The organism is Hyphomicrobium sp. (assembly GCF_041659645.1).
GTDB lineage: Bacteria > Pseudomonadota > Alphaproteobacteria > Rhizobiales > Hyphomicrobiaceae > Hyphomicrobium_B.
Genome location: NZ_JBAZXX010000002.1, coordinates 174939 through 189691 on the forward strand (window position 1 = coordinate 174939; position 14753 = coordinate 189691).

Here is a 14753-nt window from a genome sequence, read left to right on the forward strand (position 1 = left end):
GGAAACGAGGAGCTTTTGCCAATTTGAGATCATAGCCCCCCACTTTACTAAGCCATTGCGATTACGACGCAAAATACAGATCAGCCCCCTGAATTCAAGCCTCGACGTGTGACCACTATAAGTGATTCCGTCAACGGAGTGTCCACGTCTGTATCGTATTGCAACGCGGGTGTGGCTTGGCTACGTCACTCTATCGCCAGCGGGGGGCGCCAAAGCTCTGAGACGTCGATTCTGGCAATTCGGCGGCGCCGGTCTTCGCGACGTACTCACCAATAAGCGAGCTGAACTGACGTCGCGCTGGTTTCGTGGGAGCCGGGATTCCGACGGATACAGCCCCATCAAACACGCCGTTCCCCACCTTCCCGGGGGGTACTTTTCCAATGCGGATTGTTTGTCTCCGCTACCGGCTGGGTTCCGGCAGCTCCTCACTCTTCATAATACTCCGCGATCCGCCGCCCCTTGTAGGATTCAATGGTTCGCAAAGTGGCAGTATCTGCTTTGTTGAGGACCATGCACGCGATGCGCCCATCGATCACTTCTGCTTCGGACAGGGCATCTTCAACAAGACTGCGCTTCGTCTTGCCCCACTCCACGACGAAGATGAATTTATCGACAAAACGCTCAATCATCTTGATGTCGACGACCGACATGATTGGGGCGATCTCAATTACGATAAAATCGTAATTCTCGCGAGCAATATCCAGAAGCTTCGCCATCCGGGGCGAACCGAGCAGTTCAGCGACGTTCGGATTGCGTTTGGAGAGAGCACAGGGCAGGACATCCACTCCTGAGCGCTCGCGCTTAGAAACGAACTCCAACAACCTGGAGGGATCTTCCAGCGCTTCCAGCAGTCCCACGCTGGCGTTGGGCGTAAGTTCTGCCGTCAAATTTCGCCGGTGGAGATCGCAATCGATAATTAGGGTACTGCACTTGGAATATGCGCTCAGCAGAGCCGCAAAATTATGAACAACCGTCGATTTGCCTTCATTAGCTACCGCCGAAACGACACCTATGACCTTGTCACCATTTGGGCCGGGATAGGCACGCATCGACGCTCGTAGTTTGCGAATTGCTTCCGTGTACCGCGAAAATGGTGCGTCTAAAACGTAGTCAGCGAGGCGGCCGCCGGAACTCTTGCGCATGTCGACTTTCGGTAAGATAACGCAATATATGCCGGTGCCCCGCGTAACCTGTTCCGAGGTCCGATAGACGCCAGCCACCCATTCTTTCCCGATCGCAGCTCCCAAGCCAGATAAAAACCCAAATATAACGCCTCCCGCTAACACCAGTAGTGATTTATTGGCGTTCTTGCGCAAAGGCGGAGCGGCCCGGGTAATAATATGGGCATCTTGGGTATCGGGCCGATTTTGATTCAGTTCATTGAACTTGCGCAGATCGACATTGTAGAGAGTCTGCAGGGTACGTGCGGATATTTCGAGCTCGCGGTATTTGGCGAGTTTATCGCCGTCCAATTTGGACAGACTGGCGGACAATTCGCTATTGTCCGCGGCAATCTGTCCTGGGTCAAAGTCAGTACCATCCCCGCCCGTCGCCGAACCTAGCCCTTCCGCGCCAGCAAGCCGGTCTTCCTCGCTCCGCATCGCCGCATTCAACCCCTCCATCTGCTTGCGAATTTTGACTACCGCTAAATGATCCGGCCCCACGGCGTCGGATATTTCCTTCGCCTTTCTTTCTAAATCGACATACTCTGATCGTAGCCTCGTAATCAGCCCGTTATCCGGAATTGCCGCTCCTTTTAAATTGTTCTCGGCTTTGAATTCTTGCAGAGCTCTATCGGCATTGACGGATTGTTGCTTGATGTCGACAAGCCTATCCTCAAGTAATTGGGTTACGAGCTGACTGGATTTTAGCCTACGTTCACCGCCCGTTGCGACATAGGTATCGGCGACCGCGTTTGCTATTTTTGCCGCTTTATTGGGGTCTTCCGAACTAAAGCTGACATTGATGACGTTGTTGACGTCTCCCCGTTCGACGTTCAGCTGGCGGAGAAACGTTTCGACGGCGGTCCTCTCAAGCAAGGTATTGGGATCAATCGCTGGGGGCGGTTTCCGTCCGATCGCCCACTTTACAAAGGCCGTCGCTTTGCCGACGCCGGAGAAAAAGCACGAGCGAGAGAAAATCGTTGAACAAGGATCAACATCGCCGTCGCGGGCGCTGGCATTCGCTAAAGACCGGCCAACAAATTCGGGATCGCTGGTCAAATGCAAGGAGCGGATGACCGGCACAATAATACTGTCCGAGGACAGAACGTAAAACTGGCCTGCCATATCGACATCATCGAGCGATGGCTCGTCGACAATCTTATTGTCCTGTAAAAACCGATTCATGCTTCGGTCTACGAGAATACGTGCGCTGCTCGTGTACAGCTGCGGCATAAATCCGATGACCGTGAGGGCCAAGATTAAGCCGGCAATTGTTCCGGCGACCGGCCACAGCCATCCCCGTCGCAAGATCCACCGGATATCCGAAGCGCTCAGGTCATTGGCGCTGGATCGGCGAGCTTCCACCGGAACTGAAAAATTGTCGTCTGCTGCGAGCATGATGTTGGTCTACCTGGGAAACCCGGTTGGATTTGCGCGATGTTTTAGCGATTGAACCCCAGGGTACCCACAATAGCATGTAACGTTGGTTTACGAATATAATTGTTGATGCGTAAGCGCCTGTTACAATGATGCAAACGGGGGGTATTTCTGGCTCTTTTGGGTCATCGCGGCATGAGATGTTTGGTCACGGATCCGCAAGGCTCATTCAAAACGCCAATGGTTAGGCAACTGAGTCCGATTGCTCATTACTCGAGCATCGTTTCAGCCTTAATCGAGGTATCGGCGGTTTTCGATCAAGCCATTAAGTTGTATCCCAATCCCTGATATTCACAGAGAGCCTGACGTTCACGTATCCGCGAGAGGATACGCCCCCCCCCCGACCGCACGGCAGCCCGTCTCTCATCGTTCGGGCTCTACCTAATACTCTTTATCCACGAGTGAACGAGCAAAGCGGAGTGCGGAATAGGTGATCGGAACCTTGACGAACAACTGCTCCCGTAGCCGTCCCGCCCTAGTCGGCTTGAACCAGTTCGGGAGAAAACGGATCTTTCCGCCGTCGGCCGCAAACGGATCGTCGAGGTTGTTGCCCCCATCCTCCCACGTCATGGCAAGCATCGGGCGTGGGACAGACGTTTTGTTCGCCGTCCCGCGGTGCCACACATTCGACGTCCGAACGAGCACATCGCCACGATTCAATAGGACGCGCGCACTCTTGCTCGCGACGCGATCAAGGACGAACTGCGAGTATTTGTAAAATCGCTTGTGCGTGCCAGGAATCGCCTCCATCGCGCCGTTCTCGATATTGGTGTCGACGACAGCAACGTTGGCGATCATGAAGTCACGCGTGAAAGGGCGGTCGAGGTGGAAATGCTGAGTGTGGCTGCCGGGAAGATTGAAGTTGCAACCGACATTCGGCATGCGAACAACCTTTGGATCCAGCTGCTTGATCAGGTCTATAATTCCTCGTTCTTGCAAAGTGTCGTAGACGAACCGAGCGCGTTCGCCGGGAAAACAGTTGAGATGGCCGCTCAGTCCCCCGCCTCCCGAGAATAAAGCGCCGGACTTTGTCGCCGCATCGAATTCCTGTTCGAGCGCTGTGTGCAGTTCTCTTAACCTCTCCGGCGAGACAACATTGCGAATGACAAAGTAGCCATCGCGGTCAAACGCCTCCTTCAGAACGCCGATCTCTTTTTCCGTAAGCGGATTGCTTTTCGACCCTGCTCCGCCTGGATTTATGTCGCTCGTTAACATCGCGGACCTCCATCAGTTCGCAATAGACTAGAAATATATCCAACCGGTTTACGTCGGGCTTCTGCGACCAGACTTTTATACTGTTGGGCCACGGCGGCGCATTGCTGGCGCGGAGAAAAGCGCGTGCGGACGGTTTCGCGGGCATTGTAGCCCATTTGCCGGCAAAGTTCAGGATCGTTGAGTAATTTGGTGATCGCCGCAGCAACCGCCTTCGCCGAGCGCTCTTCCACAAGCCATCCATCCTTGCCGTGAGTGATGATTTCGGGGACGCCACCCGTCCCGCAGGCGATGACTGGCTTCCGCATAGCCATCGCCTCAGTGATCGCCAGGCCGAAGGGCTCGCCGTAGGAGGGATGAACGAAGAGATCGAATTCCTGAAGAAACGGTCGAACATCATTCTGAAATCCGCCGAAATGAATACGGTCCGCGACTCCACCTTCTCGCGCTCTCTTTTCAAAGTCCGCGCGAACTTCAGGCACGTTCGAACCGAGTATGATCACGTGCAGATCGGCATGCGACTGACGTAAGAGCGATGCCGCCTCTATGAGTTCGATCTGGCCTTTCCAAGGGTTCATTCTCGCCGCAATTCCAACGAGCGGCGCCTTTTCGGGAATACCGAACTGCCTTCGAATGCTCTGTCGCGATTCGAGTTCTTTTTGAGGGTCGAAATGATCGGTATCGACCGCATTATAAGTCGTATGTATTTTTTCTAACTTAAGCCCCATACGGACAAGCCCGTCCCTTATGTAGTCTGAGATCGCGAATATCGCGGTGGCGTTGCGCATCCCCCAGAGCGTCGGGAGTGTATGATAATCCCCGAGGTGAGAATGCATATGGACTATCGAGACGGCGCCGGTCATGTGTCCAAGCAAGTTCACGTAACTCGCATCACGAGGGCGATCGGTCGAGTGAATGATCTGTATGCGATTACGACGGATGAACGCCGCGACCTTGATCAACGAAGCCACGCTGGGACCATAGGCGAGAGCCTTACTCAGCAGACTCTTATTTGCGAGCGCCTCAGCCGGTCTTCCGAGTGGGAGAAACGTGCTCGACACATTCGGCATGCCGGCTAAACGGATCCGCATCTCATCTGCGTCTGCCGCCTGGCTGTTGGAGACAACGAAAACCTCTGCTTCGTCTGGGACGAAGTTGGCCATCAGCGTGAGGTGTACGGCGACGTCGGCGCCACACCGGTCGCGAGTATTGAGGAAGAGTACGCGGATTGACATATCCCGAGGCTCACCGACCGTACATTTTAATCTGGCATTCAATATTTTATCTCGACATTCTCTCACGATAGGCAAGGGTCTGTCTTGCGACACTTGCCACAGGGCTAACGTGAACAATATCGGCGCGGCTCGTTCATAGACGGCGTAAGAAAACGTTCATCACGTATTCATTTTCGACGAGCAGCATCTTTTCCTGGATGGTGAACGCGGTTTCGATAAGCATGACGTTAAATTTTTGCATTTGTCTTAAGCGGCTTTCGGCAGTGCCGAATTGGGTCGCGCACGCGTTACGGCTCGACGTAGCGCCATAGTCCTTTTGACCACATCGAGCCGACGAAGATCGTGTGGGTACCATCCTTCGTCACTGCGACGCTGTTGGGCCCCCAAGAGGGTCCCGGGGTCGGATTCGACCTCTTGGTCCAGGTGTCGATATCGCCAGGTTGCGGCGCCGACTGCCATTGAGGACCGCCTTCGTTGACCCCACAGCTCGCGCACGCCCAGCCCCACATGGCGTACACGGTCTTGGCGGAGCCCCAAACGATCGCCGCATTGCCATCGGTAACGCGCGTCCAGTTCATGCCGAAATCTGTGCTGCGGAAAATTCCGCTTCCTGCAGTTGATCCGGAGCCGGCGATAAAAAGCGTCTGGCCCATTTGGTAAAGCTGTGAGTTGCCGTGCGGGTGCGTGAGACCCTCGATACCTTTAGGAATCGTCCAGTTCGCGCCGCCGTCTCTGGTCATAACTGCCGAGCCACCATCCTGCGCGATAGCAAACCAGCTTTTGCGCGTTGTGGCCGCGTCGCCTGTGTCGACGAAAAACGCGAACCACGATTTACCGCCCTTCGGCCAGTCGCCACCGGACACGAACTGCCATGTTTCGCCGCCGTCCGTTGATTCCGCGAGCCGGTCAACTTCATGGAAGCCCGTAATTAAGTGGGTCGGGTCGTAAGGATCGACAACGATCGAATAGAAGCTCTGATCGAACTTTTCCGGGAGCGTACCCGTCAGCCTGAACGTCAACCCGCCGTCGTTCGACTTGAATACTTTCCTATCTCCATAGCCGTTGGCCATCCAAAGCGTTGGAGGTGAAGTACCGGCAACGGCCAGTACGTGGCCGAGCGGCAAGTACGGTGGATTGGGTCGGCTGGCCAATTTCGTCCAGGTTATGCCGAAGTCGGTCGACTTCCAAATCGCGCCGTAGCCGCCGACGTAAAGGTCGCTTGGGCGAACCGGATCAACGACGATGTTACCGACACCAAAGCCGTCCGGACCAGTAAAAGCTGCCTCGGGCATAGCTGGAGAGGTCACATTTTCCCAAACGCCTGGAGCGCCTGTCGGAGGCACGAGATTGGCCTTCGACGCTACATCCCGAGGCGGCAAGGTCTGCGATTTGCCTTCTCCCGCCGTCGCTGCGAGACTGAATAGAAAAACGGCCAAACCGCACTTCAGGCGACGAAAACGGACAATGGAATTTATTCGCCCCTTAGCGGACGCCGAACGAGCTTGTTCGAACGCGAGACTCGCAAGCGAATTCAACATTTTTTGCCTTTGCGATTTCGAAAACGAAAATGGAGTGATCGCGCTCTGAGCGATCATCTGCGAGAGTCCATTTCGCCCGCCCGACCATGACCAAGTGAAACCCTTTCGGCACCGAGATATCATGGGACACTCTCGCAACAGAGAAGCCGCAGCAGCTAAGGGTTCTTGCTAGACGCGCCGTTAACCAGTGTCCCAGCTGAGACATTACCGCGTATAGTCGGTGCCTCCGTATTTCAAGTAGATGTAACCGACCGCCAAAGCTTTGCGTTGCGACGAAGCGTCAGTCCAATCTGAGTTTATGACCCGGCATCTTCCGTTGAGCAAAGGAACTCCGCATGATTCCGCCCTTCGAACGCCTGTTTCCGGAGGTGAGGGCTATGAGCGTCGGAAGGGCAACGCCGGCGCAAATATGGAACGACGGACTCGCCCTGATGCGCGCGCGATGGTATTTGCGGCGTGCAACTTCAGTCGGCGAACGCCCGCGAGTGTGGGGACGGCCGGTTATTCGTAATCTCGGAAGCCTGATCATAGGTCAGCGCGTAACCTTGTTTTCGACCGCCATCCCCATCCAACTCACCACCGAGGCTGACGGAACGCTCGAAATAGGTGCGCGCACCTTCATGAATTACGGGTGCTCGATCCTAGCTACCAAGCTCGTCAGTATCGGGCCCGACTGCAAGCTCGGTATGGATGTACTGATGATGGACAATGATTTTCATCAGATCGATCCCGCCAAACGATGGGTGCGACCGTCCTCCGCACCGGTCGTCCTGGAGGAGAACGTTTGGCTCGGCGCGCGTGTCATCGTGCTAAGTGGGGTGAGGATCGGAGCGAATAGTGTGGTCGCCGCGGGAAGTGTAGTGACCCGCGATATTCCTCCCTACTCGTTGGCTGCCGGACAGCCTGCGAGAGTTATTAGATCGATCGACCGCTAAGCAGACTTTCCGCCCTTGCGAGGGCCGTTAGCTGCTCTCGACTTTCACCGCGTCCTCCGGGCCCAAGCATCTCGCCTATGATGATTGTCGCAACGGCCATTGCAATTCATACTGGCGCCGCCCGGGGGCAGGAGCTCTAGACCAGTAGTTGTCTCAGCACCACACACACGCGGTCGATTTGAGCTTCGGTGAGCTTCATTGCCGACGGCAAGTTCAGCGCCCGTGGGCTAATAGAATAAGCTGTCGTATTGCGTGCTTTAGATTCTGCTACTCGTGGGAGATGCGAATACGCGGGCAAGCTGCTCAGCGGGTGAAAGAACGGCCGCGTATCGATGGCATTCTCGCTGAGCGCAGATATCAGCTGTTGAGCGTTCAATCCAAGATCAGGATTCACGACAATTGTCGTCATCCAAAATGTGTTGAAGTAATCGTCGGGTTCCGCATTGAGCTGAAGTCCCGGAATATCGCTCAACCGCTCCTTGTACCATCCAAAGAGTTGTCGTTTACGCCCGACAAGCTCCTCAATGCGCTCTAGCTGTGCGCATCCAAGCGCTGCCTGGACGCTGCTCATGCGGTATTTAAAAGCGACTTCCGTGTTGTAGAAATTTTGAAAATTAGCTTTCGTCCGGCCGTGGTCGCGAAGTATTTGTGCTCGCTCGAATAGGCGACTGTCATCGGTGACGAACATACCGCCCTCGCCAGTCGTCAGCGTCTTTGTACCGTGAAAGCTGAACACTCCGACATCGCCGAATGTCCCGGCCAATCGACCTTTGTATCTCGCTCCGATCGTTTGCGCGGCGTCCTCGACGATGTGAAGCCCGTACTCGTCGGCAACCTTGCGAAGGGCATCCATGTCGGGCATCAGGCCATAGAGTCCAACAGGGATGATTACCTTGGTACGCTCGGTAACACACGCGCGCACGGAGTCGGCGGAAAGACACCACGTGGTCGGATCAATATCGGCAAATACCGGTGTCGCGCGCACGTAGTTGATCGGGGCGGCGCTCGCTATCCATGTGATATCGGGGACGATAATTTCATCCCCCTCTCGAATATCTAGCGCGGCGAGCGCAAGGTGAATCGCGGAGGTGCAGTGAGGCACTGCGATCGCGTGTTTGACGCCAAGATAATTCGCGAAGGCGTCTTCAAATCGCTGCACGTAGTAGCCTGCCCGCTCGTACCAACCGTTGGCGGCGGCATCGGCTGCGCAACCAACTTCCTTCTCGGTGATCCAGGGGCCCGCGATCGGGATGCGCTCAGTCATGGAAGGATCTGTGCCTCGGGGATCGGCACGACAAACTTCCCACCCCAGTCACGCACAAACGACATTTGATGCATGATTTCGTCCTTTAGGTTCCAAGGCAAGATCAGAACATAGTCAGGCTTCGTTTCGCGGATCTTTTCCGGATCGTAAATAGGAATGTGAACGCCCGGCAGAAACCGGTCTTGCTTGTGCGGGCTACGATCGACGGTGTAATCGACCAAATCTTCGCGAACACCGCAGTAGTTGAGCAAAGTATTTCCCTTTGCCGGCGCTCCGTAACCGACCACCGTCTTGCCCTGGTCACGTGCGTTCACCAGCAGCCGGAGAAGCGAGCGTTTGGTCGTCTTCACCCGGGCTGCAAACGCTTCATAAGTTCCAAGGTCCCGAAGCCCCGCATCATCCTCCTCATCTTTAAGAGAGAGGACAGCGTCCGTGGTTGGGCGTTCATCATTGTCTACGTGCGTCGCGTAAATGCGCAGAGAGCCTCCATGCGTCGGCAATTGTTCGACATCGAAGATCTTGAGGCCAAATTCACCGAAAACCCGCTCCACAGTGGTCAGTGACAAGTAAGAGAAATGCTCGTGATAAATCGTGTCGAACTGATTATCGCGCATGAGCCGGAGCAAGTGCGGAAACTCCATCGTGATGATCCCGCGCGGCTTCAACGCAATCTTCAAGCCGCGAACAAACTCGTTCAGAGCGGGCACATGCGCGAGGACGTTATTGCCGATCAGCAAGTCCGCTTGCTTACGCTCACCCGCTAACGATAACGCCGTATCGCAATTGAAAAATTTGACCAGGGTCGGAATTCCCTTGCCTTCGGCAAACTCTGCGACATTCGCAGCGGGCTCGATGCCCAAAACGGCGACACCCTTTTCCTTGAAGAATTGCAGCAAATATCCGTCATTGCTTGCAATCTCGATCACTTGACTCGCCGCATCGAAGCCAAATCTCTCAATCATGCTGTCGACGTAGGATTTTGCGTGAGCGACCCAGCTATCGGAATACGAGGAGAAGTAGGCGTAGTCCTTGAAAATGGCCTCGGGCGCTTCAAAGACCTGGAGCTGCACAAGAAAGCATTCGGAGCAGACGTAGGCGTGGAGCGGATAGAAGCACTCCATTTTATCGAGGTCGCTCGCCTCGAGATAGGAGTTCGCTAACGGCGACATTCCCAGGTCACAGAACGTCACTTTCAGTTCACTGCCGCAGTGTCTACAGATAGGCTTCACCAGTCGCTCCGATCGTTGTTCAAGTGGACCAGGTTTTCCATGGTGCATTCCCGGAACTCCACAATTCCTCCAAGTGCTCGCGCTCGCGCATAGTATCCATCGCCTGCCAGAAGCCACTATGCCTGAATGCGCCGAGTTGACCGTCGCGCGCGAGACCATCCAGCGGATCACGCTCCCAAATTGTGGAGTCCCCTTCGATATAATCGAATACCTTCGGCGACAGGACAAAGAAGCCAGCATTCACCCACCGGCCATCTCCCGCTGGCTTCTCCTCAAACTTCGTTACGCGACCCTCTTCTCCATCTACGAAAACAGACCCGAAACGGCCCTGCGGCTGGACGACTGTCACGCTCGCGGCGAGGCCGCGCGTTCGATGAAATTCCAGCAATTTTGGTATGTCGATGTCACTGACGCCGTCGCCATACGTCATGCAAAAATCGTCGTCTCCGATATAAGGCGCCACGCGTTTGATGCGTCCCCCGGTCATGGTTTCCAAGCCGGTGTCAACGAGTGTTACTCGCCACGACTCGGCGTGTTTCGCGTGCACTTCCATCTTGTTTTCCTTGACGTCAAACGTGACGTCGGAGGTATGGAGGAAGTAATTCGCGAAATATTCTTTTATTTGATAACCCTTGTAGCCAAGACAGACGACGAAGTCGTTGATGCCGGCTGCCGAGTAGGTCTTCATGATGTGCCACAGGATCGGCTTGCCGCCGATTTCGATCATCGGCTTGGGACGAAGAAGCGATTCCTCGCTAATGCGCGTACCTCGACCGCCGGCCAGAATTACCGCCTTCATGCTTTCGTCCTCAACCTGAAATCCTCGAAGTTTCTTTTGCAGTGTGGGCTTGGTTATGCGACCCAGCGTAGCTGCCGATCCAGGGCGCCCCGATCGATAAGCCCTTGAACCGTCTTCAGACGATAATAGCGCGGACCGAGAAACTCTTCGGCTGTCAGCCCAGTCTCTTTATAGGCTGTGTAAAGTTCTTCGATTCCGGCTCGCAATGTCCAAGCGGGAGCAAAGCCGGGAAGCTGGCTTTCGGCTTTGGTGAAGTCGACGCGATAATCTCTGATGTCGGGAGAAGCGCCTTCCGCGAAAGCGACCTCGGATCCCGGAACAATCTCGGCCACCATATTCGCGATGTCGCGGATCCGATAATTTTCGCCGCTCTTGCCGATATTAAAGGCTTGGTCGTGAATCGATTGGCGCGGCGCGGCGAGGGCTGCGGCTAGCGCAGCTATAATGTCTCGAATGTGCACCAAGGGGCGCCATGGCGTGCCGTCGCTCTTGAGCAGAACCTTTCCCGTGGTAACCGCGTGGCCCACCAAATTGTTTACGACTATGTCGGCCCGGAGGCGGCGAGAAAGTCCGTACGCTGTTGCATTCCTGAAATAGGTTGGGGAGAATGTTTCGTCGGCAAGTTCCGAGAGAGCTTGCTCCACGCGAATTTTCGATTCTCCATATGGCGTAACCGGATTGAAGGCCGCGTTTTCGTCAAGCAATTCGTCTGAACCGGCGCCGTACAAACTGCAGGATGACGAAAACAGGAACCGCGAAATACCTGCCATCTTAGCGGCGCGCGCAAGTCTGAGCGAACCTTCCAAGTTGATGTCATATGTAAGGCTTGGATTTAAATCTCCGAGCGGATCGTTGGAAAGGGCCGCCAGATGAACGACGGCATCAAACCCAGCAAGATCGTCGGATGTGACATCGCGGAAATCGCGAACTTCCAGTGCCGGGATTTCGTCAGGAAGGGCCGCGAAGTCGCACTCATTATAGAAGCCGGCATCGAGGCCAACCACCTCGTGACCTATCTGCCGAAGAACTGATACAGCCTCCACACCGATGTAACCCAGGTGGCCGGTGAGCAATACTTTCATACAGAAATCCAGATCAGAATGCAGCTATCCAGGAGCGAAGCAAATTCAGTGCCAATTTTGCCGGGCTTTGGTCCTACACCTAAGGCCGATTTATTCACGCCGCGTTACTTGGTCAGGTAACGCTGTCTCATCGACCGATTTTCTCATGGTGCGGATTGTTCCGAAGGTTAAGTCTTTCTGACCTCGATCGCTCTAACTTTTTCTAGAATTGGTTAGGGTGGGATGCTCGACGGAGGTCACGCCAAAGATCTCCGGCTACCTATCGGGACGTTCGCGCCTCGAAGCGGTCGAGAACAATTCTTGGATTTGACGGACTTCGCCGTCAGAATCCGAAATGCCAAGGACGGCATGGAGTGCAGCCGCAACCGATCGTCCTGCCGGTATCGGCTGCTTATCCGGCCGGGAGTTCGGACTAGCGAATAGTGAAACGGCGATCGATCAAACTCATCGCAAGCGCGGATCGGAGGTCCAGGACGCCTTAGTCATCAACGAATACCATCGTCGCCTTATCAAGAGGTGCGCGAAGTCCCTCGGTAAATCCCGTTAGAAAGGCGGTAATGCGCACGACTCCCCGCGGTTGCCGCAGGCAAAATAAATCCCGAAGCGGGGGCCATAGCGCAAATCGAATAAACTCGTATGCCGGAATATATATTACGTCTTTACGGCCGCATCTCACGAATTTTGAATACGCCGCGCCGATGCCAAGGAAGTTTCTCCGAGCGAGTTCGCGACCATCCTGCCAAGTCCGAAAGCCAAAATGTTTCACCCCAATCGCCGATGTCTCATAGACATGGTAATTTGCGAGCAGGGCTCGCATGGCTATATCGCGGTCGTCGCAGTCATGAAACTTAGATCCCGGGCCGAGCATAGGGTCGAACCCCCCCAAATTCTCAACCATCCTACGCCGGACAGCAATGCCAGCTCCAAGACTGCGAAAGCCTCGCGCGTCGTGAATCGTGGTCAACATTCGATCGCTGTCGAGAATGTACTCTGGAATGAAACCCGCGGTTGAATCGTGTTCGCCAGCCTCTACACGGCAAAACGAAACCGCGACATCAGGGTACGCAGCAAAGACTGAGGCGAACGTCTCCAACCAGTGGGGAGGAACAACGCAATCATCATCAGTGATTGCTATGATCTCACCATTGGTCGCGCTCAAACCCGCATTCAGTGCTCGACCTTTGCCAACCGATGAGACTTTGAGATATTTAAATCGTTGGTCGCTGCTAAATTGTTTCAGCGCCGTCTCAGTCTTATCATTTTTACTTTGGTCAACGACGACCAGCTCGAAATTCGGGTGGGAATTCGCCAAAATAGAAGAGACGGTGTCTACGACCAACTCACCGCGATTGCATGTGCAAACGAGTGCTGAAATTAGCTGCACGCCGCGTTGGTTCAACGCCCTGCTCCCGATCAATTCCGGTCACTCAAACTTCAACTGCGGCCGAGTGGGTTTCCGCCCCAATTTCCCTTACCGGGTCGTCATCCAAATTTGGTGAAACTCGCGGCGATAATTATTCGCGCGAGTAAGCTGCGCGCCGACAAGACTTTTTTTCCGATTACCCTAAAGCAGAACCCAAGTAGAGTAAAACCCGAGTTGCCAAGGCGATCATGAAATTTTTCTCAACGGAAACCGGGTGCTAGCGGTGCACTGCAAAACAAAAAAGATCTGACGCCCACGGAAATGCATTAATTCCGGTACTTTGTCTAGCGGATTGCAGGCATTCCTGTTCCGAGCTATCAGCCGCAATAAATTCTCGGAATTTGCGCGTTCCCATAGACCTCACCGTCTCAGACAACTTGGTTGTAGCGCCCGTGACCCCGCCGATCTGGCGTGGCGACAATTAGGGAGGAGCTTGCGGGAGGCGGAAGCGATTGTAGGGATGCCACGGACGATCCGGCAGTTACGCCCCGGGATCAAAAACGAGTACGCCATCTTCCGCGCGCCCACCCACCTCATATGTCTTTACAATATCTTCCGCAAAGCGTGCATGGTCCGTGCTCCGGATGAAATCCGGAAGAGTTGTTCCGGTGCATGACGCGTCGACCATCCGGGCTCCTCTGTGGGCCAAGATGTCGTCTTCGTTGATGGTCCGGAAATCTATGCTAAATCTTGTTTTTCCAGAGTCATTTGGCACCGTCGAATGCAGCTGTTGCGCTGAGAAAAGCATGAGCGATCCAGGGCGCCCCACAAGTACCTGCCAATCGAGATCAATATTTTCTTGAAGGTGCGGATGATTACGAGGGTCATTGTTTACATAAAGCGAGGCATTCTTTCTGCCTTCGGCATTCCATTTGTAAGCGTCAAATGAAGAAGAATTGTTCGGCACCTCACGATTAAAATAGCGCGGGTGAATGACCATCGCGCTTCGCTCTTGTATTTCGTTGATTGGCGTCCACCAATTGATCTGGCAGGGGGGAGCGGAATACCAAACGTCTCTATGTGCCTTGTAGGCATAACCCATCCCCGAAGTCAGATACGAGCTATGGGTTACAATACGGAGCTTGGGCACGTCGAAATAGGTCTTCGCTGGATCCCATCCGAGTTCCTCGAATAACTCCTTCAGGAACTGCTTCGATTCTGGGCTATGAGTAAATTTCGGCTTCAACGCCGCTATGATCGCGGCAAATTTCTCCACGGGCAACTCGTGTTGCGCTTGCTCAGGATGAAGGGGGTAAAACGCATCTTGAATCATTTGCCATGCAAACGCGCAAAGCTTCTTAGACGCGACTTGGGGTTTCAGCATCACTGTGCTGCCTGAGTACAATGCGTCTCGGCACGCACCTTCTGAAAGTTGTGGATCCACCAAAATGGCCGACATTGCCCCTACTCCATACGCGTTTAAGTTCGCATAGCAC

Annotated in this window: 11 protein-coding genes; 1 reads left to right on the forward strand and 10 read right to left on the reverse strand. The window is 54.5% G+C overall.

All coding sequences use genetic code 11. The annotated features are described in order from the left end of the window. Nucleotides 1-425: 425 nt before the first annotated feature. The 4 genes from WC811_RS05945 to WC811_RS05960 all read right to left on the reverse strand — a co-directional run bounded on the left by WC811_RS05945 (nucleotide 426) and on the right by WC811_RS05960 (nucleotide 6483). A complete protein-coding gene (locus WC811_RS05945; RefSeq protein ID WP_372642011.1) occupies nucleotides 426-2561 on the reverse strand; it encodes a GumC family protein in 2136 nt (711 codons plus the stop codon). A 420-nt stretch (nucleotides 2562-2981) separates the two neighbouring features. After that, nucleotides 2982-3815 carry a phytanoyl-CoA dioxygenase family protein gene (locus tag WC811_RS05950; RefSeq protein WP_372642013.1) on the reverse strand — a complete coding sequence of 278 codons (834 nt, stop codon included), beginning with the start codon at nucleotides 3813-3815 and terminating at the stop codon, nucleotides 2982-2984. Then, the gene (locus tag WC811_RS05955; RefSeq protein WP_372642015.1) at nucleotides 3809-4975 is read right to left on the reverse strand and encodes a glycosyltransferase family 4 protein; all 1167 of its coding nucleotides are present in this window, start codon (nucleotides 4973-4975) and stop codon (nucleotides 3809-3811) included. Before WC811_RS05955 ends, WC811_RS05950 begins: the two co-directional genes overlap by 7 nt. A gap of 359 nt (nucleotides 4976-5334) precedes the next feature. Then, nucleotides 5335-6483 (reverse strand): WD40/YVTN/BNR-like repeat-containing protein, encoded by a 1149-nt coding sequence (locus WC811_RS05960; protein WP_372642017.1) that lies wholly within the window; start codon nucleotides 6481-6483, stop codon nucleotides 5335-5337. A 437-nt stretch (nucleotides 6484-6920) separates the two neighbouring features. On the opposite strand from WC811_RS05960, the gene WC811_RS05965 reads away from it, so the two are divergent. Continuing rightward, entirely contained in the window at nucleotides 6921-7520 is a 600-nt protein-coding gene (locus WC811_RS05965) for an acyltransferase (protein WP_372642019.1), read from the forward strand. Between the two features lie 136 nt (nucleotides 7521-7656). Here WC811_RS05965 and WC811_RS05970 read toward each other — a convergent pair whose 3' ends face one another. The 6 genes from WC811_RS05970 to WC811_RS05995 form a co-directional block, all read right to left on the reverse strand. After that, on the reverse strand, nucleotides 7657-8784 hold the full coding sequence (locus WC811_RS05970) for a DegT/DnrJ/EryC1/StrS family aminotransferase (protein ID WP_372642021.1): 1128 nt from the start codon (nucleotides 8782-8784) through the stop codon (nucleotides 7657-7659). Next, entirely contained in the window at nucleotides 8781-10061 is a 1281-nt protein-coding gene (locus WC811_RS05975) for a methyltransferase domain-containing protein (protein WP_372642023.1), read from the reverse strand. The genes WC811_RS05970 and WC811_RS05975 overlap by 4 nt, the downstream gene beginning before the upstream one ends. Next, the gene (gene rfbF, locus WC811_RS05980) at nucleotides 10033-10812 is read right to left on the reverse strand and encodes a glucose-1-phosphate cytidylyltransferase (RefSeq protein WP_372642025.1); all 780 of its coding nucleotides are present in this window, start codon (nucleotides 10810-10812) and stop codon (nucleotides 10033-10035) included. Before rfbF ends, WC811_RS05975 begins: the two co-directional genes overlap by 29 nt. A gap of 53 nt (nucleotides 10813-10865) precedes the next feature. Then, the gene (locus WC811_RS05985; RefSeq protein ID WP_372642027.1) at nucleotides 10866-11894 is read right to left on the reverse strand and encodes an NAD-dependent epimerase/dehydratase family protein; all 1029 of its coding nucleotides are present in this window, start codon (nucleotides 11892-11894) and stop codon (nucleotides 10866-10868) included. A gap of 478 nt (nucleotides 11895-12372) precedes the next feature. Continuing rightward, the gene (locus WC811_RS05990; protein ID WP_372642029.1) at nucleotides 12373-13293 is read right to left on the reverse strand and encodes a glycosyltransferase family 2 protein; all 921 of its coding nucleotides are present in this window, start codon (nucleotides 13291-13293) and stop codon (nucleotides 12373-12375) included. A gap of 505 nt (nucleotides 13294-13798) precedes the next feature. Beyond that, a complete protein-coding gene (locus WC811_RS05995; protein WP_372642031.1) occupies nucleotides 13799-14716 on the reverse strand; it encodes a hypothetical protein in 918 nt (305 codons plus the stop codon). Nucleotides 14717-14753: the final 37 nt, after the last annotated feature.

Coding starts and splice junctions, on each gene's coding strand:
- WC811_RS05955 (WP_372642015.1), bottom strand. CDS start 4,975: ATGGCCAACTTCGTCCCAGACGAAGCAGAGGTTTTCGTTGTCTCCAAC.
- WC811_RS05950 (WP_372642013.1), bottom strand. CDS start 3,815: ATGTTAACGAGCGACATAAATCCAGGCGGAGCAGGGTCGAAAAGCAAT.
- WC811_RS05945 (WP_372642011.1), bottom strand. CDS start 2,561: ATGCTCGCAGCAGACGACAATTTTTCAGTTCCGGTGGAAGCTCGCCGA.
- WC811_RS05975 (WP_372642023.1), bottom strand. CDS start 10,061: ATGCACCATGGAAAACCTGGTCCACTTGAACAACGATCGGAGCGACTG.
- WC811_RS05985 (WP_372642027.1), bottom strand. CDS start 11,894: ATGAAAGTATTGCTCACCGGCCACCTGGGTTACATCGGTGTGGAGGCT.
- WC811_RS05970 (WP_372642021.1), bottom strand. CDS start 8,784: ATGACTGAGCGCATCCCGATCGCGGGCCCCTGGATCACCGAGAAGGAA.
- rfbF (WP_372642025.1), bottom strand. CDS start 10,812: ATGAAGGCGGTAATTCTGGCCGGCGGTCGAGGTACGCGCATTAGCGAG.
- WC811_RS05995 (WP_372642031.1), bottom strand. CDS start 14,716: ATGTCGGCCATTTTGGTGGATCCACAACTTTCAGAAGGTGCGTGCCGA.
- WC811_RS05965 (WP_372642019.1), top strand. CDS start 6,921: ATGATTCCGCCCTTCGAACGCCTGTTTCCGGAGGTGAGGGCTATGAGC.